At 53.9% G+C, this 23,500-nt stretch carries 24 protein-coding genes and 1 pseudogene; 20 read left to right on the top strand and 5 right to left on the bottom strand.

Features of this window, described 5'->3' with window-relative positions; translation table 11 throughout:
- A partial coding sequence (locus tag HMPREF3096_RS31280) for a molybdopterin-dependent oxidoreductase (RefSeq protein WP_228704795.1) occupies positions 1 to 614 on the bottom strand: 614 nt, incomplete at its 3' end.
- Between the two features lie 156 nt (positions 615 to 770).
- Between HMPREF3096_RS31280 and fdhD the strand changes: the two genes are divergently transcribed.
- The 9 genes from fdhD (at position 771) to HMPREF3096_RS02140 (ending at position 7,202) form a co-directional block, all read left to right on the top strand.
- Positions 771 to 1,607 (top strand): formate dehydrogenase accessory sulfurtransferase FdhD, encoded by an 837-nt coding sequence (gene fdhD / locus HMPREF3096_RS02100; protein ID WP_012969233.1) that lies wholly within the window; start codon positions 771 to 773, stop codon positions 1,605 to 1,607.
- A 128-nt stretch (positions 1,608 to 1,735) separates the two neighbouring features.
- The gene (locus tag HMPREF3096_RS02105; RefSeq protein ID WP_004127125.1) at positions 1,736 to 1,948 is read left to right on the top strand and encodes a YdgH/BhsA/McbA-like domain containing protein; all 213 of its coding nucleotides are present in this window, start codon (positions 1,736 to 1,738) and stop codon (positions 1,946 to 1,948) included.
- Between the two features lie 393 nt (positions 1,949 to 2,341).
- Entirely contained in the window at positions 2,342 to 3,322 is a 981-nt protein-coding gene (locus tag HMPREF3096_RS02110; RefSeq protein ID WP_032731538.1) for a 6-phosphofructokinase, read from the top strand.
- Between the two features lie 11 nt (positions 3,323 to 3,333).
- Entirely contained in the window at positions 3,334 to 3,648 is a 315-nt protein-coding gene (locus HMPREF3096_RS02115; RefSeq protein ID WP_004151864.1) for a PTS sugar transporter subunit IIB, read from the top strand.
- A complete protein-coding gene (locus tag HMPREF3096_RS02120; protein WP_032731539.1) occupies positions 3,641 to 5,008 on the top strand; it encodes a PTS sugar transporter subunit IIC in 1,368 nt (455 codons plus the stop codon). Before HMPREF3096_RS02115 ends, HMPREF3096_RS02120 begins: the two co-directional genes overlap by 8 nt.
- The gene (locus tag HMPREF3096_RS02125; protein WP_008807896.1) at positions 4,995 to 5,837 is read left to right on the top strand and encodes a class II fructose-bisphosphate aldolase; all 843 of its coding nucleotides are present in this window, start codon (positions 4,995 to 4,997) and stop codon (positions 5,835 to 5,837) included. Before HMPREF3096_RS02120 ends, HMPREF3096_RS02125 begins: the two co-directional genes overlap by 14 nt.
- A 58-nt stretch (positions 5,838 to 5,895) precedes the next feature.
- Complete coding sequence (locus HMPREF3096_RS02130) at positions 5,896 to 6,165, top strand: hypothetical protein (RefSeq protein WP_002882858.1); 270 nt, start codon at positions 5,896 to 5,898, stop codon at positions 6,163 to 6,165.
- Between the two features lie 9 nt (positions 6,166 to 6,174).
- A complete protein-coding gene (locus tag HMPREF3096_RS02135) occupies positions 6,175 to 6,612 on the top strand; it encodes a PTS sugar transporter subunit IIA (RefSeq protein WP_008807895.1) in 438 nt (145 codons plus the stop codon).
- Positions 6,609 to 7,202, top strand: coding sequence for a P-loop nucleotide/nucleoside kinase family protein (locus HMPREF3096_RS02140; protein ID WP_032731540.1), 594 nt, complete (start codon positions 6,609 to 6,611; stop codon positions 7,200 to 7,202). The genes HMPREF3096_RS02135 and HMPREF3096_RS02140 overlap by 4 nt, the downstream gene beginning before the upstream one ends.
- Here the strand turns inward: HMPREF3096_RS02140 and HMPREF3096_RS02145 are convergent.
- Positions 7,199 to 7,522, bottom strand: a complete 324-nt coding sequence (locus tag HMPREF3096_RS02145; RefSeq protein ID WP_008807893.1) for an AzlD domain-containing protein — start codon at positions 7,520 to 7,522, stop codon at positions 7,199 to 7,201. The genes HMPREF3096_RS02140 and HMPREF3096_RS02145 overlap by 4 nt on opposite strands.
- Positions 7,522 to 8,181 (bottom strand): AzlC family ABC transporter permease, encoded by a 660-nt coding sequence (locus tag HMPREF3096_RS02150; protein WP_008807892.1) that lies wholly within the window; start codon positions 8,179 to 8,181, stop codon positions 7,522 to 7,524. The genes HMPREF3096_RS02145 and HMPREF3096_RS02150 overlap by 1 nt, the downstream gene beginning before the upstream one ends.
- Before the next feature lie 100 nt (positions 8,182 to 8,281).
- Here HMPREF3096_RS02150 and HMPREF3096_RS02155 point away from each other — a divergent pair, with 100 nt between their 5' ends.
- From HMPREF3096_RS02155 to HMPREF3096_RS02205, 11 genes and pseudogenes are all read left to right on the top strand, one after another.
- A complete protein-coding gene (locus tag HMPREF3096_RS02155; RefSeq protein WP_002882865.1) occupies positions 8,282 to 8,830 on the top strand; it encodes a helix-turn-helix domain-containing protein in 549 nt (182 codons plus the stop codon).
- Between the two features lie 200 nt (positions 8,831 to 9,030).
- Complete coding sequence (locus HMPREF3096_RS02160; RefSeq protein ID WP_032731541.1) at positions 9,031 to 10,242, top strand: PfkB family carbohydrate kinase; 1,212 nt, start codon at positions 9,031 to 9,033, stop codon at positions 10,240 to 10,242.
- A 15-nt stretch (positions 10,243 to 10,257) separates the two neighbouring features.
- A complete protein-coding gene (locus HMPREF3096_RS02165) occupies positions 10,258 to 11,181 on the top strand; it encodes a dihydrodipicolinate synthase family protein (protein ID WP_032731542.1) in 924 nt (307 codons plus the stop codon).
- 13 nt (positions 11,182 to 11,194) lie between these two features.
- The gene (locus HMPREF3096_RS02170) at positions 11,195 to 11,686 is read left to right on the top strand and encodes a NanQ anomerase/TabA/YiaL family protein (protein ID WP_022064606.1); all 492 of its coding nucleotides are present in this window, start codon (positions 11,195 to 11,197) and stop codon (positions 11,684 to 11,686) included.
- Positions 11,683 to 12,960, top strand: a complete 1,278-nt coding sequence (locus HMPREF3096_RS02175; RefSeq protein WP_022064607.1) for an MFS transporter — start codon at positions 11,683 to 11,685, stop codon at positions 12,958 to 12,960. Before HMPREF3096_RS02170 ends, HMPREF3096_RS02175 begins: the two co-directional genes overlap by 4 nt.
- 103 nt (positions 12,961 to 13,063) lie before the next feature.
- On the top strand, positions 13,064 to 14,059 hold the full coding sequence (locus tag HMPREF3096_RS02180; RefSeq protein ID WP_012969229.1) for a substrate-binding domain-containing protein: 996 nt from the start codon (positions 13,064 to 13,066) through the stop codon (positions 14,057 to 14,059).
- Positions 14,060 to 14,174: 115 nt separating this feature from the next.
- Positions 14,175 to 16,298: an alpha-galactosidase gene (locus HMPREF3096_RS02185; RefSeq protein ID WP_032731543.1), complete on the top strand. Its 2,124-nt coding sequence runs from the start codon at positions 14,175 to 14,177 to the stop codon at positions 16,296 to 16,298.
- A gap of 41 nt (positions 16,299 to 16,339) precedes the next feature.
- On the top strand, positions 16,340 to 17,605 hold the full coding sequence (locus HMPREF3096_RS02190) for an MFS transporter (RefSeq protein WP_012969227.1): 1,266 nt from the start codon (positions 16,340 to 16,342) through the stop codon (positions 17,603 to 17,605).
- 379 nt (positions 17,606 to 17,984) lie between these two features.
- Positions 17,985 to 18,995: pseudogene (locus HMPREF3096_RS02195) on the top strand (LacI family DNA-binding transcriptional regulator).
- Positions 18,996 to 19,065: 70 nt separating this feature from the next.
- On the top strand, positions 19,066 to 20,454 hold the full coding sequence (locus tag HMPREF3096_RS02200; protein ID WP_004187899.1) for a glycoside-pentoside-hexuronide (GPH):cation symporter: 1,389 nt from the start codon (positions 19,066 to 19,068) through the stop codon (positions 20,452 to 20,454).
- A gap of 104 nt (positions 20,455 to 20,558) precedes the next feature.
- A complete protein-coding gene (locus HMPREF3096_RS02205; protein WP_032731544.1) occupies positions 20,559 to 21,932 on the top strand; it encodes a NosD domain-containing protein in 1,374 nt (457 codons plus the stop codon).
- Positions 21,933 to 22,022: 90 nt separating this feature from the next.
- On the opposite strand, the gene rhaM is transcribed toward HMPREF3096_RS02205, so the two are convergent.
- Together rhaM and fucO are read right to left on the bottom strand one after the other, a co-directional pair.
- Positions 22,023 to 22,337 carry an L-rhamnose mutarotase gene (gene rhaM / locus HMPREF3096_RS02210; RefSeq protein ID WP_002882870.1) on the bottom strand — a complete coding sequence of 105 codons (315 nt, stop codon included), beginning with the start codon at positions 22,335 to 22,337 and terminating at the stop codon, positions 22,023 to 22,025.
- Positions 22,334 to 23,482 carry a lactaldehyde reductase gene (gene fucO / locus HMPREF3096_RS02215; RefSeq protein WP_032731545.1) on the bottom strand — a complete coding sequence of 383 codons (1,149 nt, stop codon included), beginning with the start codon at positions 23,480 to 23,482 and terminating at the stop codon, positions 22,334 to 22,336. Before fucO ends, rhaM begins: the two co-directional genes overlap by 4 nt.
- Positions 23,483 to 23,500: the final 18 nt, after the last annotated feature.

The raw sequence follows: 23,500 nt of genomic DNA on the forward strand, positions 1-23,500 counted from the left end.
GCAAGACTTGCTACCGTTGGTCCGTGTCAGACACGCGCCTGGTTATCCACCGCCAGCATCCCGAGGGCGCGGGTGAATTTTTGCGTTAAATAACCGGTTTCGTTACTGGAGGCGGAGGCGCACAGCATCCCGGTGGTCAACCAGCGGTTGACGGTGGTGCCGGCGTCGTTTTGCGCGATAAAGTTGGCGTCGCGGTCCTCTTTCATCAGCTTGGCGATGCGATCAAACGCTTCGTCCCAGCTGATTTGCTGCCATTTATCGGAACCTGGCGCGCGATATTCCGGGAATTTCAGGCGGCTTTCAGAATGGATAAAGTCCACCAGACCGGCCCCTTTCGGGCAGAGCGCACCACGGTTAACCGGATGATCCGGATCGCCTTCGATATGGAAAATGGATGCTTTGGCGTTTTTTGCGCCGTCGCCGAGGCTATACATCAACAGCCCACAGCCGACAGAACAGTATGTACAGGTGTTACGGGTTTCTCGCGTGCGCAGCAATTTGTACTGCCGTGTCTCCGCGAGCGCAGTTGCCGGGGCAAAGCCCAGCGCTGCTGCCGTGGTTCCCGCCATACCGCCAGCGCAGATCTTAAAGAACTGCCTTCTGCTGACCTGCATGGTTCGCTCCTTGTTTCGACATTGTCACATGTAGTTATTTGCTTTGCGGTGAAGGCCGCAAAGGTTCAGAATTAGGGCTAATTTCCCTCATTCCTGAAGGGATAAAAACAGAATACCACATTGTGTGTATGCCTGTTCCAATACGGTTAAAGCAAAGTGAACAAGAAGCCTCTCGAACAAATCAAAAATGTGACGAATGTCACAGGATATCGCCAGGTCTCCCTCTGGAAACGCGAGGATCTGCAACACCCTCAGCCAGACGAGTTAGCCGAAGAAATTCCCGTCGCGCTGGTCTACAACGGTATCTCCCATGTGGTGATGATGGCCACGCCGAAAGACCTGGAGCAATTCGCCGTCGGCTTTTCCTTATCCGAAGGGATTATCGAGCATCGGCGGGAGATTTTCGGCATGGACGTGGTGTCGGTGTGCAATGGCCTTGAGGTACAGATTGAGCTCTCCAGCCGACGTTTTATGGGGCTCAAAGCCCGGCGTCGCGCGCTGGCCGGGCGCACCGGCTGCGGGGTATGCGGCGTCGAGCAGCTCAATGATATTGGTAAGCCAGTTCAGCCGCTACCGTTCACTCAGACGTTCGATCTAGCCAACCTCGACCACGCCCTGGCGCATCTTAACGACTTTCAACCGGTCGGCCGGCTCACCGGCTGTACCCATGCGGCTGCCTGGGTCAGGACGACTGGCGAGCTGGCGGGCGGTTTTGAAGACGTTGGCCGGCATGTCGCCCTGGATAAACTGCTGGGCCAGCGCGCGGAAATTGGCGAGGACTGGCAGCATGGCGCCGCGCTGGTCTCCAGCCGCGCCAGCTATGAAATGGTGCAGAAGGCCGCGATGTGCGGCGTCGAGATCCTGTTCGCGGTCTCGGCGGCCACCACCTTAGCGGTGGAAGTGGCCGAGCGCTGCAATCTGACGCTGGTGGGCTTTTGCAAGCCGGGCAGGGCGACAGTTTACACCCATCCGCAGCGTTTAATTGCGGGTTAAATATCGATCAATAAATTTGAACAATGACAGCAAATCCTTCCGCTTTTTGTTTAGCGATGTGCGGGCTACTATTTAACACATCAAGGCACGGCGCCTTATCTAAACAACTAAATGAAAGGGTTTATATCATGAAAAGCATCAAAACTTTTGTCGCAGTAATCGCACTGGCCGCTTCTTTTGGTTCATTCGCTGCTGAAACCGTGACTGCAACCGCTGCCACGATGGATGGTGCGGAAGCGAAAATCGCTGCTCAGGCGCAGGCTGCTGGCGCTTCGTCTTACAAAATTACCGAAGCCTTTACCGGCAACCGCGTGCATATGACTGCGGAACTGAACAAATAAGCATAAAGTTACTGTCGAAAGAGCGCCTTAGGGCGCTTTTTTTGTTTCGCTTCCCGCATCGGCGAAATTACCCGATATTCCCCTCTGCTACGAAAAAATGTGGCAGTAATCACGTTTCCGCTCTTTTCTTAAATCCCCATATTAACGGCAAAGGAAAGGTCTGCACGCCTGAATATCTCGATATTTTAACGCTATGAAATATAAAGATATTAAAAACAGAAAGCGATGGCGATCACCCTCTTTAAATGAGATGTTTATCACAGAAATAAGCATGTCACTGCTAATGTCAACCATTCACTGACGTAATTTAATACGCATTATGTGATCTTTATTGCAAATAGAAGGCTTGTACTCAGGGAAAAATGTTGTCAGGCAAATGAGCGAGGAAGCGTCATGAAAATTGGCATCGTTATTAGCGGCGGGGATGTTTCGGGAATGAATAATTTTATATTCCAGATAGCCAGGCAGGCTAATGCCGATATCACGCTGTTTAATGGCGGTATTCCAGGGCTACTGGAGAAAAGTCATCAGGATATGGCGTGGCGCGATCTGGTTGATTTCTCCATTACCGCGGTGCCGATCATTACCTCGGGGCGAACCAGTCGCAAACTGCAGCGCAGTGAATATGAAAGCATTGCTAAAAAACTTAAATCTCTGCGTATTGATGTGCTCATTATGGCCGGGGGGGATGGCAGCCTGCAGTTTCTGAATACCCTTAGTGAATTTGAGATTAATTGCTTTGGTGTCGGGATGACTATCGATAATGATGTGTATGGCAGTGATTATACGATTGGTTTTTCCACGGCCTGTGAGCAAATTATTAAAGAAGTCTCCCGTTTAAGAAATACCGGAAGAGCGCTGCCGGGTCGGGTTTTTATGGTTGAGATATTAGGAGGCTATTGTGGAGAACTAACGTTACAGTCCGCCATTAAATGTAATGCTGATATTGCCCTGATCCCGGAGGCACAGATGCCGCTGACCATGCTTGCGGAACGGATTACCCGGAAGCTGAGCACGCAAAATAGCGTCGTGATCCTCTGCTCAGAAGGCTATACCAAAGAGTACTCTCCCGGCTTTCAGGGGGCGATTGATACCATGATTAAACAGCTGGAACCACAAATAGGTGTCCGTATCCGTAAAACGATCGTCGGCTATGGTTTACGCAGCGGTGATCCAACCTGTGAAGAGATTTATCAGGGTACCATTATGGCCAGTGAAGTGGTTCGCTGTATTCAGTCAGGTATGAAAAATAAAGCCATAATAATTAATTCCAGTAACAAACCTATTCCGATTGATCTAGTCAGTATGAAAAAACGTCTGGTCGATACTGAAGGACATCATTATAAACTTGCCAAGCAACTCAATATTATTTGAGGAGACCCTCCATGCTGAAAATTTTATGCGTATGTGGCTGCGGCCTCGGTTCAAGCTTTGCCATTGAAATGACGGCGAAGGCAGTTTTAAAGAAGCTGGAAATTCCCGCTCATATTGAACACACCACCGTTTCCGAAGCTGGGGCCTTTAAATCGGATATGATTCTGACGCAAAAAACCTTTGCCGACATCTTAACCGCCGATGCCAGTGAAGAAGAAATTAAACGTGTCGTGGTATTGAATAAACTTACTGATAAAGAGGAGATTGAAACCAAGATCGTCGCATTCTTAAAAGAACGTCATCTGAAGGTGGCTGATTATGAATAGCTTCGTTGCGTTTATCGTTAAGGATTTACTCGGCCAGGCATCCATCCTTATTGCTTTTATTGCCATGCTTGGCCTGATCCTGCAAAAGAAATCGCCAGGCAAAACCGCGGAAGGGACATTTAAAACGCTGCTCGGTTTCTTAATTATGATGGCCGGGATAAACATCATTGTCGCCACCCTGACCTTCCTGAATGATATCTTCACCCAGGGGTTTGGCATGAAAGGCTACATCACCGATGTGGCCGCCATCGCCGGGTTAGCGAATCGGGAATTAGGTTCGGAAGTGGCGCTGACGCTGCTGGTGATCTTTGCCGTCAATATTATTATCGCCCGTCTGACGCCGCTGAAATATATTTTCCTGACCGGCCAGGCGCTACTGTGGATGGCGACAATTGGGGCTGTGATTGGCTATAAGTCCGGGCTCACTGGCGTACCGCTGATTTTAACCGGGGGTATCTTCGGCGGTGTGATGGCGGTCTTAATGCCGGCCCTGGCGCAGTCGGTGGTCAGGCGCATTACCGGGTCTGACGATGTGGCCCTGGGGCACTTCTGTACCATCGGCTATCTGGTGCAGGCTGCGGTCGCTAAAGTTGTCGGAAAAGGCTCTCGCTCCACGGAAGATCTCGAACTGCCTGATAACTTTAAGTTTCTGCAGGATACCTATCTGGCCATGGCGGTGGTGATGGTGCCGATGTATCTCATCCCGGCTATTGCGGCGGGGCCGCAGTACATCGCGCAATTCTCCGGCGGCATTAATTACCTGATGTATGCCTTCATGCAGTCCATTCAGTTTGTCGCCGGGGTCTTTGTCCTCTATAGCGGTGTGCGTTTATTACTCAATGAGCTGGTGCCGGCTTTTCGCGGTATCGCGATGCGTATTGTCCCGGATGCAAAGCCTGCTCTCGATTGCCCGGTGCTGTTTCCCTATGCGCCAAATGCGGTGATTGTCGGATTTCTGGCGACGACTGTCGGCTCGATTATCGGCATGCTGGTTTTCCCGATGTTCGGTCTGGCGATGATCCTCCCCGGGCTGTTAACCAACTTTTTCGCCGGCGGTACGGCAGGGGTATTTGGTAATGCGCTGGGCGGACGTCGCGGGGCGATGATCGGCGGGGTTATCCACGGTCTGTTTATCACTTTTCTGCCGGCTATTCTGGTGCCCATGCTGGAGAGCTACGGCTTTACGGGCGTCACCTTCAGCGATTCTGACGTCATCAGCTCCGGTCTGGTATTAGGCCACGCCTTCCAGAATAACTGGCTCTTTGTCGCCTTGTTTATTGTGTTTGTCGCCGCACTGGCATGGTTTGTAAACGGTAAATCCGCTAAGCCGAAAGGGGAAAATGTTCATGAGTCTGTATAATTTTAATGAGATTTTAAACATCGCTCAGGAAAGAAATTTTAAAGCGATTGGCTCGTTTAACTTGCACTGTATTGAGATGTTACCGGCTTTTTTCAAAGCCGCGCAAAACAGCCACAGCCCATTAATGATCCAAATATCAACCGGTACCGCAGAGTATCTGGGGTATCGGTTACTGGTCGATGCCGTGCGTTCATTAGCAGACAGTGAAAATATCCCGACCTGCCTGCACCTCGATCACTGCTCCGATATTAAAGCCATCGAGACGGCAATGAATGCGGGCTTTTCTTCGGTGATGTACGACGGGTCTCACTTAAGCCTCGAGGAAAATATCGGTAACACGCGGATTGTGGTGGAAATGGCCCGGCCGCGGAATATTACGGTAGAAGGTGAGCTGGGGGCGATCGGCGGGTCAGAGGATGGAAAAGCGGTGGCTGCCGAAGATATCTGTTTTACTACCGTCGACGACGCGAAACGTTTTGTGGAGGAGACGCAGGTCGATATGCTGGCCGTCTCGGTGGGCACTGTGCATGGCCTGTACACCGGTAAAGCGCAGATACAGCATGCGCGGCTGAAGGCGATAAGCGAAGCGACTGGCGTGCCGCTGGTGCTGCATGGCGGCACAGGCGTTAGTGACGACGATATGCGGCTGGCCGTCACTGAAGGGATTAATAAAGTGAACGTCGGAACGGAAATGAACGTGCAGTGGGTCGACCGCTGTAAATCAACGTTCGAGAAAGGAAAAGTAAATGACAGCGTACGGAAATTTTTAATTCCCGCCAACCAGGCAGTGACTGCCGTATTAATGGAAAAAATGGCGCTATTTAAATAGCGTTTTTACCGACACATATCTTTTGTTGCCCTGTCTTCCGCCAGGGAGGGAGCTTGCTATGTTTGAATCATTGAAAACGCTGTGGAAAAAAGAGCAAAACCCGCTGCAGGATTATGATCAACAGTCCCGTCAGCTGGCGGAAGAGATCGCCAGACTGGAAGGCGAATTACAGCGCCAGCCCGATAATAGCGACGTGCAAAAAACATTGATGTTGACTTACAACCGGGCATTATCGGTATATGCCAAGAGTAAGAGCCACCGGCAGGATATCGATGCGCTGTTTCTGCAGATTGATAATTTACGCAATATTATTCGTCGCAATATCTAGGAACAGAGAATGACCATAAAAGAACTGCTTATTGAGGCCGATGCCATTCAGGTTGGCGTTGTGGAATCCGACTGGCAGCGGGTAATAAAGTTGGCTGCCCGCCCGCTGGAGGCGAAAGGCTTTATTTCGGCGGAATATAGCCAGGCGGTGATCGATAATACCTTGAATCATGGCGCTTATTACGTTTTTGATGAAGGGATTGCCATCCCCCATGCCCGCCCCGAGTGCGGCGTCAGACGCAACTGCTTTAGCCTGGTGGTGCTGAAAAAGCCCATCCCGTTTGCGGACAGTGAAAAGGCGGACATTGTTATTATGTTTGGTGCCCGGGACAGCAATGCGCATATCGAGGAGGGCATCCGTTCCATCGTCGCGCTGCTGGATAACAATGACACCATGGCCAAACTGCGGACGGCCCGCAGCCGGGAGGAGGTCGTCGCATTACTATGAACAGACATCTGACCCCAGGCTGCAAAACGGCCATATTAATCAACGGCATTCCGGCGTCGGGGAAGAGCACCATCACCCGTTTGCTGGCGGAGACCTTTAGTCTACCAGTGTTGACGATCGACGGCATCAAAGAGCCGTTTATGGCGCGCCTGGCCCCTGTCGACCGGCCGATGAATCGCCAGCTGGGCTGTGCGGCGTATGAGGTGATTTGGTCGATTGTCGGCGCGTCGCCTGCCAGCATGGTTTGGTTGATCGACGCCTGGTTCGGTTTTCAGCCGCGGGAGACCTTGCAGAGACTGCTACAGCAGGGGGGCGTGGAGCAGGTAATTGAGATCTGGAACCATATTACCCCGGAGCTGGCCGTCGCACGCTATGCCTCGCGGCTGGCGACGCGGCCGCCGGGCCACCCCGGCGAGGAGTATCTGCCGGAGCTGGCCCAGCTGGCCGGGCGGGCGCAGCCCATGTCTTTAGGGCCCGTATTGACGATAGACCAGCGGTATCCGCTGGAGATAAAACCGATTATTCACTGGCTTGAAGGCACGATCGCTGGAAAGCACGCCGGTTTGGCGGATTACGCTTACCCGCCCTAAGGCATACCCGCCAGGCGCAGCAGCGCGGTCACCACGGCGGCGGCGATAATCACGCCGATCAGCGGGACCTTGCGCCAGGCGAGGAACACGGCGACAGCCACACCCAGAACGCGCGCCATGCCGGCGAAATGCGCCCCTTCATAGAAGGTGGTGGCCAGGGCGACGGAAAAAAGCAGCACCGTCGCCGCATCGGAAAGCAGCGCCTGCGAGCGCTCGGAAAATGCCAGCCGATTGCCGAGCTTCGCGCCGCCGAGGCGCATTAGATAGGTTCCCAGCGACAGGATGGCGATACCGGCGATAAACAGCGTCATATTGCCCATTATTTTTTCCTCGACAGTAAACCAAACAGCGAAAGCAGCACCGGCAGCCCGGTGGGCACAAACGGTACGGCGGCAAGCGCCAGTGCGGCGCCGCTGGCGGCGCGGATCAGCGTAGTGCGGTTTTTAAAGGCCGGGATCACCAGCGCCAGCAGGATCGCCGGGAAGACCGCATCAAGCCCGATGGTTTCCGGCGCTGGCAGCAGTTTGCCGACGGCCGCGCCGGTTAGCGTGCCGAGGGGCCAGATCAGCGCGACGCCGGCGCCGCACAGCCAGTAGGCCGCTTTGCGCTGCGCAGGGGTGGGCTGCGACAAGCCAAAGACCACGCTCTCGTCGTTCATAATGTGGCACCCGATAAAGCTTAAGGCGCGCCGACCAACCAGTTCGCGCACGGTCACCCCGAACGGGATATGGCGCGCGTTGACTAACAGGCCAGCGGCAGCGGCGGCCAGTGGGCTACCGCCGCTGGCGATAATGCCGATAAACATGAATTCAGAAGCGCCTGCCAGCACGGACACCGAAAGCAAGAGCGGCACCCATAAGGGGAAGCCGTAAGCCACCGCCAGCGACCCATAGGACATACCCACCACCCCGACGGCCAGGCAGACCAAAACGATCGCTTTTATCGTGTCTCCGCTGAGACTGGAGAGAGTTTGTTTCATATCACTTAGCCATATCGAACGATTTCCCATTATAATGAACACATAATGAACGTTTTTCAAGACGAACGAATCGTTCGATATAAAAAACAAAGGGGCGGGTATGACACAGCCAATCAGCGTTATTGCCAAAAGCCTGGTGCGGGAGCGGGCGCGGACCGGTCTCTCGCTGGCGGAAGTCGCGCGTCGGGCGGGTATCGCAAAATCCACGCTATCGCAACTGGAGTCCGGCAACGGCAATCCGAGTCTGGAAACGCTGTGGTCGCTCTGCGTGGCGCTGGATATCCCGTTTGCCCGCCTGCTTGAGCCGCAGGTGAACAAAACGCAGGTGATCCGCCGCGGAGAGGGGACAAAGGTGGTGGCGGAGCAGGCGAACTATCAGGCCATTTTGCTGGCCGCTTGTCCGCCAGGCGCGCGTCGGGACATCTATTTACTGTTAACCCAGCCCGGCGCCGATCGTATTTCGCATCCGCATCCGCCAGGCTCGGTGGAACATATTATCGTCACCCAGGGGCGGGCGCGGGTAGGGCTGACGTCGGCGCCGGAAGAGCTCGGCGAGGGCGACTATATCTGCTACCCGGCGGATCAGGAGCATGTTTTTCAGGCGCTGGAGCCGGATACGCAGGCTCTGCTGATCGCTGAGCAAAATTAGTCATAATCTGCGCATTTTATTTTGATGCGCAGAAGATTCTTTCATTTCTCATTAATGATTGAGTGAGCTATTTATCTGCTCAATATCTTCATCGTTTTTCCATTTTTGTTTCCTTCCGTTTTGCCTAAAAACATGGGATTGATGTCACTCTTCCTGCCGGAAGGGGTTCGTATACTTAATTCGTGACATTGGGGTCTATTATGTTTTTAGAAGAACGCAGACGGCATATCCTGAAATATTTAAACGATCATGAACGTGGTTTTGTTAATTATTTTGCTGCTTATTTTGGTGTTTCAAAAGAAACCATTCGTAGTGATTTAAATACTCTTTCAGAAATGGGTGTCGTGCAACGTTGTTATGGCGGGGCGATTATTTCACGGCGCAATTTACAGGCTGAGCTTATTTCTGAAACCGGTGATAGTTTCGGGGTGCTGTTGCAGCCTATTAATCACCGAAAACCTACGGTGAGTGGTCAGCAGAAAGGAAAATCGATGAACGGCAAAGTGTGTGTATTCGGCTCATTTAATGTGGATATTGTGGCCCGAGTGGAACGTTTTCCGCGCGGTGGCGAATCGCTACTGGCGCTCGCCAGCAGCCTTGGGCCCGGTGGAAAGGGGGCAAATCAGGCGACGGCTGCCAGTAAAGCCGGTGCGCAGGTACATTTTGTCGCTAAGGTTGGCAAAGATCAGTTTAGCCATTTAGCGGCCGATCATCTGACCCGTTCTGACATACACTCCTTTACGCTTTATCAATCTGAGAGCGAACCAACCGGCAATGCCATTATTTATGTCTCGCAGGAAAATGGCGAAAATATGATCGCTATTTACTCCGGCGCGAATACGACGATAACGCATAATGAAATTGAGGCGATTATTCCTGAACTCACCTCTTCTGATGTTTTATTAGTTCAGCTTGAGAATAATTTTGACGCTACCCATGCGTTAATAAAAATAGCCAGGGAGCTAGGAAAGACCGTCATTCTAAACCCTGCTCCGTACTCAGCAGAAATCATTCCCAGTATTCCTTATGTCGATGTGATTACACCGAATGAAACCGAGGCTTCATTGTTATCTGGTATCGAGATTAACGATGTTGATACCGCCAAAGAGGCTGCACTGCGCATCGCTGAATTAGGGGCTAAGAAAGTCCTTATTACCATGGGATCGCGCGGCGCGCTGCTGCTGGATAATCGCCAGTTTAGCCATATTCGCGCTTTCCCGGCGGTCACTGTCGATACCACCGGCGCTGGCGATGCCTTTAATGGCGCGCTCGCCGCCTCGCTAGCTGCTGGCAACACCCTGGTTCAGGCCGCGACCTGGGCCTCCGCATTCGCCTCTCTGGCCGTCGAGCTGGAGGGGGCTTCCAACATGCCTGACTTTGCACAGGCAAACTCTCGACTCCGTACCCTCTAATCCAGGAAAAATAAGATGAAAACGATTAACGGTGTTGTTCCCGTCATGCTGACCCCATTTACCACTGACGACCAGATTGATTATCCGGCTCTGGCGAAGCTGATCGACTGGTACCTGGCAAAAGGCGTGGATGCGCTTTTTGCCGTCTGCCAGTCCAGTGAAATGCAATATCTCAGTCTGCAGGAGCGTGTCGAGCTGGCGCGTTTCGTGGTGTATCACGTGGCGGGGCGCATCCCCGTGATTGCCTCGGGCCATATTAGTGACGACCTGGCGGCGCAAAAGGAAGAGCTGCTGGCAATGTCGCAGACCGGCATTGATGCGCTGGTGCTGGTTACCAATCATCTCGATCCGCGCAATGAAGGCAGTGAGTTCTTTTTCGCTACCCTGCAATCGCTGCTGGCGGTGCTGCCGGTTTCGATGCCGCTGGGGCTGTATGAGTGTCCGGCGCCGTATCGCCGTCTGCTTAGCGACGACGAGTTCGCCTGGTGCGCCAACAGCGGCCGCTTTGTGGTTTTGAAAGATGTGAGCTGTGATCTGCCGACCGTTGAGCGCCGCGTGCGCCTGGCTCAGGGAACCCCGTTGAAAGTGATCAACGCCAATGCTGCTATCGCCTGGCCTGCGATGCTGGCGGGTGCCGAGGGCTTTAGCGGTGTGTTTACCAACTTCCACCCGGAGCTGTATAGCTGGCTGTGGCGAGAAGGCAAAAACCAGCGGGCGCTGGCCGACGAGCTGGCGGTATTCCTGTCGCTGGGAGCGGTCACCGAAACACTGGGCTACCCGAAGAACGCCAAAATTTACCATCAGCGGCTGGGGACCTTCGACAGTGTTACCTGCCGGGTTAACAAAGACGATGTACTGAGCAAGTTCTGGGGGCTGACGGTGATCCTCGATCAGATCCGCGTGGGCACTGAACTGTGGCAGCAGCGGATCGCAGGCTAAGGGAGGGATCATTATGATCGTATCAAGTCTGCACGCGTGGCCTGCACAACAGGCCGCGTTTCATCCGGTGATTCGTCAGGCGCTGGCGTTTATCGCCAGCCAGGATTTTCAGCACTTTGCGCCGGGTAAAATCGACCTGATCCCGGGGAAACTCTTCTGCCTGTTGCAGGAGATGGACAGCATGCCTTTTGCGCAGGCGCGTCCTGAATCGCACCGCCAGTTTATTGATATTCAGTATCTGATCTCCGGCGAGGAGCGCATGGGGGTCAGCCGTGCTGAAAGCCGTTGCCATCACGTTACCGAGGATCTGACGCCGCAGCAGGACATTCTGTTCTGGCAGGTCGAAGACGAGGAAACGCAAATAAGGCTGACGCCCGGCATGTTTGCCATTTTCTTTCCACAGGACATCCACCGCCCCTGCTGCCACCCGCGAGAGGGCGAACAGAAACATCTCCGGAAAGCGGTGATGAAAATCGATCGCGCCTTGCTGGAGGACGGTTTATGAGTTCGCTAAATCACACTACTGCAGCGGCTATCGCGGCGCCGAAACTCTCACGCCGACGCTGGGGGATCATTTTAATCCTGCTGCTGGCTGCGGTGGTGAACTACCTTGATCGCGCCAACCTGAGTATTGCTAATACCACCATTTCGAAGGAGTTTGGTTTCTCCGGAACCGAAATGGGTCTGCTGCTATCGGCGTTTCTCTGGCCTTATGCGCTGGCGAACCTGCCGGCCGGCTGGCTGGTCGACCGTTTCGGCTCGAAGAAAATGTTCACCGGCGCGCTGACGCTATGGTCTGCCGTGACCTTTCTGATGGGATTTGTGAATACCTATAGTTTCTTCTATGGCCTGCGGGTGCTGCTGGGGGTGGCTGAGTCGCCGTTCTTTACCTCTGGTATCAAGATCACCCAAAGCTGGTTTTCGGATAAAGAGCGCGGCCTGCCGACATCGATTATCAATACGGGTTCGCAAATCGCTAACGCCATCGCGCCGCCGCTGCTGACGCTTCTGCTGTTGTGGGTTGGCTGGCGCGGGATGTTTATCGCCGTGGGTCTGCTGGGTATACCGTTGATTCTGGCGTGGCTGAAGTTCTATCGCGATCCGGATGCGCGGGAAGCGATGCTGATCCACACTGGTAAGGTGGTGATGGCTGAGGCCGATAAGCCACAAGTTAGCTGGGGCGAGCTGTTTCGCAATAAAACGACCTGGTTCATGATCTCCGGCAACTTCTGCATCATGTTTACTATCTGGGTTTATCTGACGTGGCTGCCGGGTTATCTGGAAACATCGATGGGATTCAGCCTGAAGCAGACGGGCTTTATTGCCTCGATTCCATTCTTTGCCGGTATTCTTGGCGTCCTTTGCGGCGGGATGCTCTCTGACCGTCTGGTGCGCAGAGGGATTAATGCGGTAACGGCGCGGAAGGTGCCTATTGTGGTGGGGGCGGCAATGGCGGCCTGTTTTGTGATGCCAATTCCGTTTGTCAGCAACAGCGGTACCGCGATTACGCTACTGACGCTGGGTTATTTCTGCTCGCAAATGCCGTCCGGGGTTATTTGGGCGCTGGCGGCGGATATGGCGCCCAAAGAGCAGGTCGCTTCTCTCGGTGCGATCCAGAACTTTGGCGGTTTTCTGGGCGCCGCGCTGGCACCGGTGATCACCGGGATTATCCTTGATGCTACCGGTCAGTTCACCAATGTCTTTATTCTCGGCGGCTGCCTGCTGTTCCTTGGCGCCTGTCTCTATGGCTTCTTTGTGCGTAAACCGCTGACGCAGTAGTTTTTCCTCAGAACAAAGCGCCGAACGGCGCTTTGTCTCTGTTGCTGGACGTCATAGCCATATTGCGGGAAACTAGCTTTCCTATGCGAAAACAGGGATTTTTATGTCGCTGAAAGCCATTGCCAAACAACTTGGGATCTCCGTCACGACCGTCAGCCGGGCGTTGAACGGCTATGACGATGTGTCACAGGAGACCCGCGCCCGGGTTGAGGCTGAAGCGCAGCGCCGGGGCTATCGCCCCAACACTTTCGCCCGCCGTCTGAAAATGGGCACCATTGATGCCGTTGGTCTCGTCTTTCCTGTCCGCCCCGTGCCGCTCAACAATAACGTTTTTCTTGAGATGGTTGGGGAGATCAGCCATGAGCTGGCGCGCCATGACATTGATTTGTTGCTGATCGCCGATGATGAACAGGCGGATAAACATGGCTATATGCGCATGGTGCAGGGCCGTCGCGTCGACGCTTTAATCGTGGCCCATACCCTGGATGACGATCCGCGGCTGGCGCAGCTGCAGGCCTCAGGCTTTCCGTTTCTGGCGCTTGGCCGTAGCCGCCTGGCACAGCCCTACGCCTGGTTTGATTTCGATAACTATGCCGGCACCTGCCGCGCCACCCGCCATCTGATTCAACAGGGCCACCAGCGTATCGCGCTGTTGGGCGAGAACAACAATCAGGCGTTTATTTTGCAACGGCGTAACGGCTACCTCGATGCTCTGCGCGAGGCGGGGTTATCCGATGCGTGGCTGCGTAGCGTGCCGGCGACGCGCCGCGGCGGCTATCAGGCCACGCTGGAGCTGCTGCGTCTGCCGGAGCCGCCTACCGCGATCATCACCGACTGCAACACCCATGGCGATGGCGCCGCCATGGCGCTCGCCCATCTGGGCCGTTTAACCGGCGACAACCGCGTCGCCCTGGTGGTGTATGACGGGCTGCCGCAGGACAGCATCATAGAGACCGATGTCGCCGCGGTGATCCAGTCCACGCGCCAGGGCGTGGGGCGGCAGATTGCCGATATGGTCCGCCGCTTAATTGCTGGCGAGGATCTGGCCTCGCTGCAGGTGCTCTGGCAGCCCGAATTCATCCCCGGCGAAACTGCCTGACCTGACCCCTTTTTAACCCGTAATTCTGAAGCCGATCACGAATCCGAAACGTTTTGGTTGGCATCCGAAACGTTTCGGATCAACAGTAAGACATTCCTTGTTATGGAGATGTCTGATGTCTGATTCGCTGATTCACCTGCAAAGTGCCGGTGCCGATGTTGTCATTAAAACTCGCCCTTTCGCCGAAATTGTCTACTGGGGGCCCCATTTAAGCCACTTTTCACCGCAGGATGCCGACAGCCTGACGCGCCCGGTCGCCAACGGCAGACTGGATGTCGATTCGCCAGTGACCTTAATGGCAGAGCTGGGCCATGGCCTGTTTGGTGCGCCGGGCATTGAAGGCCATCGTCAGGGTCTGGATGCCTCTCCGCTGTTCACCACCAGCGAAGTGCGGCACGAGGGCCAGACGCTGACCCTGGTCAGCGAAGATCCACAGGCCGGCCTGCGTCTGCACAGCGAGATCGCGCTGGATGCCAGCGGCGTGCTGAGTGTGCGCCATGGCGTGACCAATCTGCGCGCCAGCCCATGGCAGGTGGATCGCCTGGCGGTCACATTGCCGGTCGCCGAACGCGCTCGCGAGGTGATGGCTTTCCATGGCCGCTGGATCCGCGAGTTCCAGCCTCACCGCCTGACGCTGGAGCACGACAGCTTTGTGCTGGAGAACCGCCGCGGGCGCACCTCTCACGAACATTTCCCGGCCCTGATCACCGGCAGCCGCGCCTTTAGCGAGATGCAGGGTGAAGTCTGGGGCGTACATCTGGCCTGGAGCGGTAACCATCGCCTGCGGGCAGAGGTGAAAACCGATGGCCGCCGCTATCTACAGGCCGAGGCGCTCTATCTGCCGGGTGAAATGGCGCTGGCGGAAGGGGAAACCTTGTGGACACCGTACCTGTATGCCAGCTACTCGGCGAACGGGCTGAACGGCATGAGCCAGCAGTTCCATCGTTATCTGCGCGAACGGATTATTCGCTTCCCGGGCAACAAGCCGCGCCCGGTGCATCTCAACACCTGGGAGGGGATCTATTTCGACCACGACCCGGACTACATCATGCGTATGGCTGACGAGGCGGCGGCGCTGGGCGTCGAGCGCTTTATTATCGATGACGGCTGGTTTAAAGGGCGCAACGACGACTGGGCGGCGCTTGGGGACTGGTATCTTGATGAGAAAAAGTACCCCCACGGCCTGACGCCGGTTATTGATCACGTGAAATCGCTGGGGATGGAATTCGGTATTTGGGTGGAGCCGGAAATGATTAACCCGGACTCCGATCTGTACCGGGCGCACCCGGACTGGGTGCTGGCGCTGCCGGGCTATACCCCGCTGACCGGCCGCCATCAGTTTGTCCTGAATCTCAACATTCCGGAAGCGTTTGATTATCTGCTGGAGCGGATGAGCTGGCTGCTGGGCGAGCACGCGGTGGACTACGTGAAGTGGGATATGAACCGCGAGCTGGTGCAGCCTGGGCATCAGGGACGCGCCGCCGCGGACGCGCAAACGCGCCAGTTCTACCGCCTGCTGGATACGCTGGTGGCCCGTTTCCCGCACATTGAATTTGAATCCTGCTCCTCCGGGGGCGGGCGGATCGATTATGAAGTCCTCAAGCGCAGCCATCGCTTCTGGGCGTCTGACAACAATGACGCCCTTGAGCGCAACACTATCCAGCGCGGCATGAGCTACTTCTTCCCGCCGGAGGTGATGGGCGCGCACATCGGTAATCGCCACTGTCATGCCACCTTCCGCCAGCACAGTATCGCCTTCCGCGGCCTGACGGCGCTGTTTGGTCATATGGGACTTGAGCTGGATCCGGTGAGCGCTGATGAAGAAGAGCGCGCCGGATACCGGAAATATGCGGCCTTACATAAACAGTGGCGCGACGTGATCCATCACGGCGTGCAGTGGCGGATGGATATGCCGGACGCTACCACCCTTGCCCATGGCGTCGTCAGCCCGGATAAAGCGCAGGCGATTTTCCTCGTCAGCCAGCTGGCGATGCCGGACTACACCCTGATGGCGCCGCTGCGCCTGGCGGGGCTGGAGGCGAGCGCCCGCTATCAGGTGACGCTCCTCGATCATCCGAACATTCAGATAACCGGCGAGGGTGGCCACACCATGCGGAAGCTGCCGGCATGGATGACGACGCCGCAGACGGTGAGCGGTGAGTGGCTACAGCAGGCGGGGCTGGCGCTGCCCATCCTCGACCCGGAAAGCGCCATTCTGATTGGCCTGCAACGCGTGTGATGGTATCGGGCCGCGTCGCGGCCCTTCTTGAGGAAAATATAATGAACCCGACCGTCTGTACCCACAAAAACAACCCCAACTTCTGGATTTTCGGGCTGTTCTTCTTTCTCTACTTCTTCATCATGGCCACCTGCTTTCCGTTTCTGCCGATCTGGCTGTCGGACGTCATCGGCCTGAATAAAACCGAAACCGGCCTCGTTTTCTCCAGCCTGTCGCTGTTCGCCATCTGTTTCCAGCCGGTCCTCGGGGTGATCTCTGACAAGCTGGGGCTGAAAAAACACCTGATGTGGATCGTGACTGTTCTGCTGGTGCTGATTGCTCCCTTCTTCCTCTATGTTTTCGCTCCGCTGCTGAAAACCAACATCTGGCTCGGGGCGCTGAGCGGCGGCGCCTATATCGGCTTTGTATTCTCCGCAGGTGCCGGCGCGATGGAGGCCTATATTGAACGGGTAAGCCGCAACAGCGGGTTTGAATACGGCAAGGCGCGCACCTTTGGCTGTCTGGGATGGGCGCTGTGCGCGACCACCGCCGGAATGCTGTTCAGCATTAATCCCGAATGGGTGTTCTGGATGGGGTCGGCCGCCGCGCTGCTGTTGGTGGTGCTGGTGGCCATCGCCAAACCGCAGGCCAGTCAGTCCGCGCAGGTAATGGATTCGCTCGGCGCCAATCGCCCGGCGATCGATTTAAAAACGGCGGTGCGCATGTTCCGCCAGCGTAAGATGTGGATGTTTATTCTGTATGTTATCGGCGTGGCCTGCGTGTATGACGTTTTCGATCAGCAATTCGCCACCTTCTTCAAATCGTTCTTTGCGACCCCGGAAGCGGGCACCCGCGCCTTTGGTTTCGCCACCACCGCGGGAGAAATATGTAACGCCATCATTATGTTCAGCTCGCCGTGGATTATTAATCGCATCGGGGCGAAGAATACCCTGCTGATCGCCGGGATGGTGATGGCGGCAAGAATGATTGGCTCTTCCTTCGCCACTACGGCCGCGGAAGTCGTAGCGTTGAAAATGCTCCATGCGCTGGAGGTGCCGTTCCTGCTGGTGGGCGCCTTTAAATACATTACCGGCGTGTTTGATGTCCGGCTGTCGGCGACCATTTACCTGGTGGGCTTCCAGTTCGCCAAGCAGGTGGCGGCGATCTTCCTCTCCGCCTTCGCCGGCAATATGTACGATCGGATCGGCTTTCAGGATACCTATATGATCCTCGGCGGTATTGCCCTGACGGTCACCTTAATCTCCGCGTTTACGTTAGCGGGTAAGGCGAAAACCGAGCCGCTTCGGGATAATGCGATGATTGTTTAATCTCCGAAATTTCATGGCACAGGAATGTGCCTGAAAGATAAGAAAGTTGACATGTTAAATATGAGAAACACATGAAAGGGCTATGGGTTATTTTTCTTCAGTAAAGAAGTATTAATACTTGTATAGCTAACCCCCTCATCCCCGTGATGAGGGGTAATGATATAATCACTCCTCTGTTTTCCTGCCTAAAAATATTGATATCTTTTGAGTTCATTAATTTCTCTCAAGGAACGTAAATGAATAACGATGGCCAGTAAAATAAAAATGCGAGGCCAGAGTATGGATCTATGTAACGCAGCAACATGTGAACTGGATTACATTCTTGGCAGAGATCACAATTTATAGTGAACACCATTGTTAGAGGGTATGTTCAATCATCATGGCATCTATTAAAGACGTAGCGAAAAGAGCTGGGGTCTCGACGGCAACCGTATCGCGAGTGCTCAACAATCATCCCAGCGTCGTGCCGGAAACGCGGCAGGCTGTGCGTGATGCGATGGATTATCTCTGCTATGTCCCCAGCAAAAGTTCGTTTCAGCTTAGCGGTAAATGTTCAGGGTTGATTGGTGTGGTTTTGCCTAACCTGGTGAATCCTCATTTCTGTGAACTGCTGGCGACGGTGGAAGAAGAGGCCCGGTATATCGGCAAATCGGTGATCGTTAAAACGCATCAGAATCAGCCGCAGCAGGATAAACATATTATTCTGACCTTAGTGGGGATGGGCATTGACAGTTTGCTATGGGTGCCGACAGAAGCAGAAGCCGAACTTTCAGAATGGTTAAGCATTACCCGGATCCCGGTCGCCGTCGTCACCCAGGTGTCCCGGTTCTTTAACTCCGTATCGATTAACTAGGACCGGGGGGCAGAAAGTATTGCGGAACATTTTATTCATACAGGCCATCTTTCGTTTGGCTTTGTTGCCCAGGAAGGGGTTGATAATCGTAAGGTTTCATCGTATACCAAAAAAATAGCGAGTCATGGTTTAAAACTTGCTAAAGATAATTCGTTCTGGATAGCCAAAGGAGAGGGGGAAAAGATATCAGGCCATATTAGCATTCTTGATGATATTATTGCGAAACTCAGCGATCCGAAGCGAATCTGTACATGTCTGCTAGTGTATAACGATATTGCGGCAAATTATATTATCGATGGGCTAAAAGAAAAAGGCATCTCCATTCCTGAAGATGTTGCGATTGCCAGTTTTGACAATACCTTGCTGGCACAAACTAAAAAAATAACCAGCGTTGCACAGCCGGTAAATGAAATTGCTCACCTCGCGTTTCAGATGGTGAAGCATCAACAGCAGCCGGACAGTATTGAAATGCACGAAATTGTCTCTCGGTTAATTGTTCGTGAGAGCAGCGTAAAAATTAATATTACTTCCCTGTAAGGGATATATGTTTAGAAATGGCGCGACAATTTGCGCCATGGGCTCCTTTTAACAAAAAATAGGTATATTTATGTCTGCTACCGCAATGGAAAAGCCAAGTGCTTATGAAAAGCTGGGGTTGAGGGAGAAGATCGGCTACGGGATGGGGGACGCTGGTTCAGGAATGATATGGAGTGTACTGGCGCTCTATCTGACGTGGTTTTATACCGATGTCTATGGCCTCAATGCCGGGGTGGTGGGCACATTATTCCTCGTTATTCGCATCTTTGACGCGTTTAGCGATCCGCTGATGGGGGCAATCTGCGACCGCACGGTGTCACGCTGGGGAAAATTCCGTCCATGGCTATTATGGATGGCGCTTCCGTTTGGTCTAGGCGCGGTACTGATGTTCACTACCCCAGAACTCAGCATGAACGGAAAGATTATCTATGCCTGGGTTACTTATCTGGTCATGTCGCTGATTTATACCGCGATTAATATTCCCTATTGCTCCGTCGGCGGCGTCATTACCCTCAATCAAAAAGAGCGCATGGGTTGTCTGTCATGGCGCTTTTTCCTGAATGGCCTGGCAACATTAATTATCTCCTCCTCTATTCTGCCGTTAACCGACTGGCTGGGTAACGGCGACCGCGCCTCCGGTTTCCAGCTGACCATGGTCATTATGGGCGGGGCGGCAACGCTGATGTTCCTGTTCTGCTTTTCCAGCATTAAAGAGCGGGTGGTATCGGTTAAGCAAAACGAGTCGTTGAAGAAAGACCTGCGGGATATTATCAAAAACGATCAGTGGCTCTTAATGATCTCTATTACTTTCCTGAACGTTTTTCCGGCATTTATCCGCGGTGGCGTCACTATTTATTATGCGACTTATGTCATGAAGGCGTCTGTCGGATTTATTACCTTCTTTATGGCGCTGGGCGTGGCCTGTAATATGCTGGGCAGCGTGCTTGCCAAACCGCTTACCGATCGCTTTGATAAGCTGGCGCTGTTCCGTATTATTAATATTATTCTCGGGTTTCTGTCATTGGCGCTGTGGTTTATCGATCCGCAATCGTTGACCCCGCTGATGGCGCTATTTATCGTCATTAACGTTCTGCATTTAATTCAATCTGGCCCCATTCTGTGGGCGATGATGTCCGATGTCGATGACTACGGTGACTGGAAGTTCGGTAAACGCCTGACCGGTATCTCTTTCGCGGGTAACCTTTTTATGCTCAAAATGGGGCTGGCGGTGGCTGGCGCAATCGTCGCCTGGATTCTGGCGTTTACCGGCTATATCGCTAATGAACCACAGCAAAATTCCCAGACCATTCAAGGCATTATCATGATGTTCTCACTGCTGCCGATGGTGAGTTATTTCATTAGCGCGTATCTGGTGCGCTACTTCAAGCTGAATAACGCCTTCCTTGAAAAAATCAAAGCCGATCTTGCAAAACGTGAACTGGAAAAAGGACGCGGTTAATGGGTAGGGGAGCAGTCTATCCGTATTATTTATCATTCAATATCAGTCTTAATGAAACTAGAATATTTTAAGTGATTTTCTGTTCATATCAGAGGAGGTTCTTTATGACGCATAATAATTATTATGACGTGACGCAGTGGCATATCGGTAATCCTTATAAGGATATTGGGGAGGTTATTAACAGTATTATCCTCGATATTAAAAAACGACAAACCGCAACTGATGTTAATAACGGCGGGAAACCTGGCGCCGTTATCTATATTCCGCCCGGCGATTATCATCTCAAGACGCAGGTTTTTATCGATATCAGTTATTTAAAAATTATGGGTGCCGGACACGGTTTTGTCTCCTCAAGTATTCGTTTCAATACGCCGGCTGTCGAGTGGGCGTATTTGCATGATATTTGGCCGGGTGGTAGCCGTATTCTGGTCGATATTTGTTTGCATCCCGGCGATGAAGAACATGCTGGCGCTGCATTTTACGTGAAACGCAGCGGAGCGCCGCGAATTAGTTCGGTGGCGTTTGAAAACTTCTGTATTGATGGCCTGCACTTTATTGATGATGGATTGGGAAACAACGATCCGGAAAATAGCTATATTAACGGCAAAACAGGGATTTATATCGCCAGCGCTCAGGATGCTTTCCGGATTACAGGCATGGGATTTATCTATCTTGAGCATGGTCTCACGACGTACAATAGTGATGCTATGGCTATCCATAATAACTTTATCGCCGAATGCGGCAACTGCATCGAGCTTCGTGGCGCCGGACAGGCTTCTAAAATAACCGATAATCTGATTGGCGCAGGCTATAAAGGTTATTCGATTTATGCCCAAAACTTCGGTGGGTTATTGATTTCCGGTAACAATATCTTTCCGCGTGGCGCCAGCAGCGTTCATTTTTCTGGCGTTGTTCGTTCTAGCGTTACTAGTAATCGATTGCACTCATTTTATCCAGGAATGTTGGTTCTTGAAAATAACTGTGCGGAGAATCTTATCGCTGCAAATCATTTTTTCCGCGATCGCGAACCCTGGCCGCCGATGCAGACCTATGACAATGGCCTGGATGATGCCTATGGTCTGCTGCATATCAATGGTAGTAATAACTCGGTTATTGCCAATCATATTTCCGAAACTATTGATATCCAGTATCTTCGGCCACAGGGAATAAAGCCGGTCATCATCCGGCTGGTTGCCGGTAAAGGAAACTACCTTGCGAATAATCATATTGTTGCGACCACGGAAGCGTCAGTGCAGCAGGCGCACCCTTCCGAAGAGGACGCTTGCTTTGCGGCTCAGGTCAGCGCTTTGCTGACGACGGATAGATTAAAAGCCCTTGATGCGGTCGCGGTGCTGGTAGAAAAAGCGTCGTCTCAAAACACGATACTTGATTGCGGCAATAGCCAACAGGTGATGATGGACAGAGCGACGAATGCCTTCAGGGCTACGCCAGCTCCCGGCAATATAGAGATGGAATAAACCGGCAGGAGACGCGACGGCGCAGAGTAAGTCGTCCTACTCAGCGCTGAAAACGGCTGCCCCACTCAGCACAGCGAGGCAGCCATGATTTCACGCCAGATAAAACACTTCTTTGAGCTCCGCGCTCAGCGGGCTGTTATCCGGGTTGCTGGGCATCACCTCGCGCATGTATTTCCACCAGCGCTGGCACACTTCCGTGCTGGCGACCGCCTCCCAGCGGGCTTCCGACTCAATCTCCACCGTCGCGAACAACAGATGGCGTTCTTTATCGAGATAAATGGCGTAATGGTGCGCGCCGTGGTCCTTCAGCACTGCCTCCAGCTCCGGCCAGATGGGATTATGGCGGCGCTGGTACTCCTCGTGCGCGTCGGGGTTCACCTGCATGACGAAAGCTTTACGGATCATAAGGCCTCCAGATAGAGCTCGCGAACCTCATCGCGGCTGGCGGGGCGCGGGTTACACGGCGCGCACGGGTCGGCCAGCGCTTTATCCAGCCAGCCTTCGATATCGGCTTTGCTGACGCCAAGCTGGCTGAAACCCTGGGGGATCCCTACGCGTTTGCTCAGCGCGCGGATGGCGTTGATGGCCTCCATGCTGGCAGCTTCATCGCTCATGCCGCGGGTATCGACGCCCATCGCCTGCGCCACGCGGGCGAAGCGCGCCACCGCGTTCGGGCGGTTAAAGTTTTCGATGATCGGCAGCAGGATGGCGTTGCACACCCCGTGCGGCAGGTTGTGGGTGGCGCCAGGCTGATGGGCCAGGGCGTGTACCAGCCCGAGACCGGCGCTGTTGAACGCCATGCCCGCCAGGTATTGGCCAAACGCCATCTGCTCGCGGGCCTGCAGATCGTGCCCATCGTCTACCGCTTTCGGCAGCCACAGGTTAATCAGGCGAATGGCCTCGAGGGCGTTGGCGTCGGTCAGGGGATGGGCGCCAACGGAGACAAAGGCCTCGATGGCGTGGGTCAGGGCGTCCATGCCGGTGGCGGCGGTAACGGCTGGCGGGATGTCGAGCATCACACTGGCGTCGTCGACGGCGATATCCGGGATCAGGTTCGGGTCGATAATCACCTCTTTTACCTGCCGCTCGCTATCGATAATCACTGCGTTGCTGGTCATCTCCGCCGCCGTGCCGGCGGTGGTGTTGATGGCCACCAGCGGCACGCCAGCGTTTTTCACTTTGCCGACACCGGAGTAGGCTGTGGAGGGACCAGGGTTGGCGGTGAGGATTTTTATCGCCTTGGCGGTATCAATCGGGCTACCGCCGCCGAAGGCGATCAGGTAATCGCAGCGGGCCGCCTGGTAAGCCGCGTAGCCTTGCTGCACCAGCGCTTCGGTGGGGTTGGGGAACACCTCGTCAAATAGCTGATAAGCCATCTGCTGTTCATCCAGCGCGGAAAACAGACTGTCCAGCAGGCCCAGCTTCACCAGTTGACCGTCGGTGACGATCAGCGCCTTGCCCCACTGCTTACCGGCCACCAGTTTAACCATATCACCGATAGCGCCTGCGCCGTGGAGGCTGATTTTAGGTAGTGCCAACATAAAACTCATGATAATTCTCCTTAATGT

Source organism: Klebsiella sp. HMSC25G12 (assembly GCF_001807705.1).
Taxonomy (GTDB): domain Bacteria; phylum Pseudomonadota; class Gammaproteobacteria; order Enterobacterales; family Enterobacteriaceae; genus Klebsiella; species Klebsiella variicola.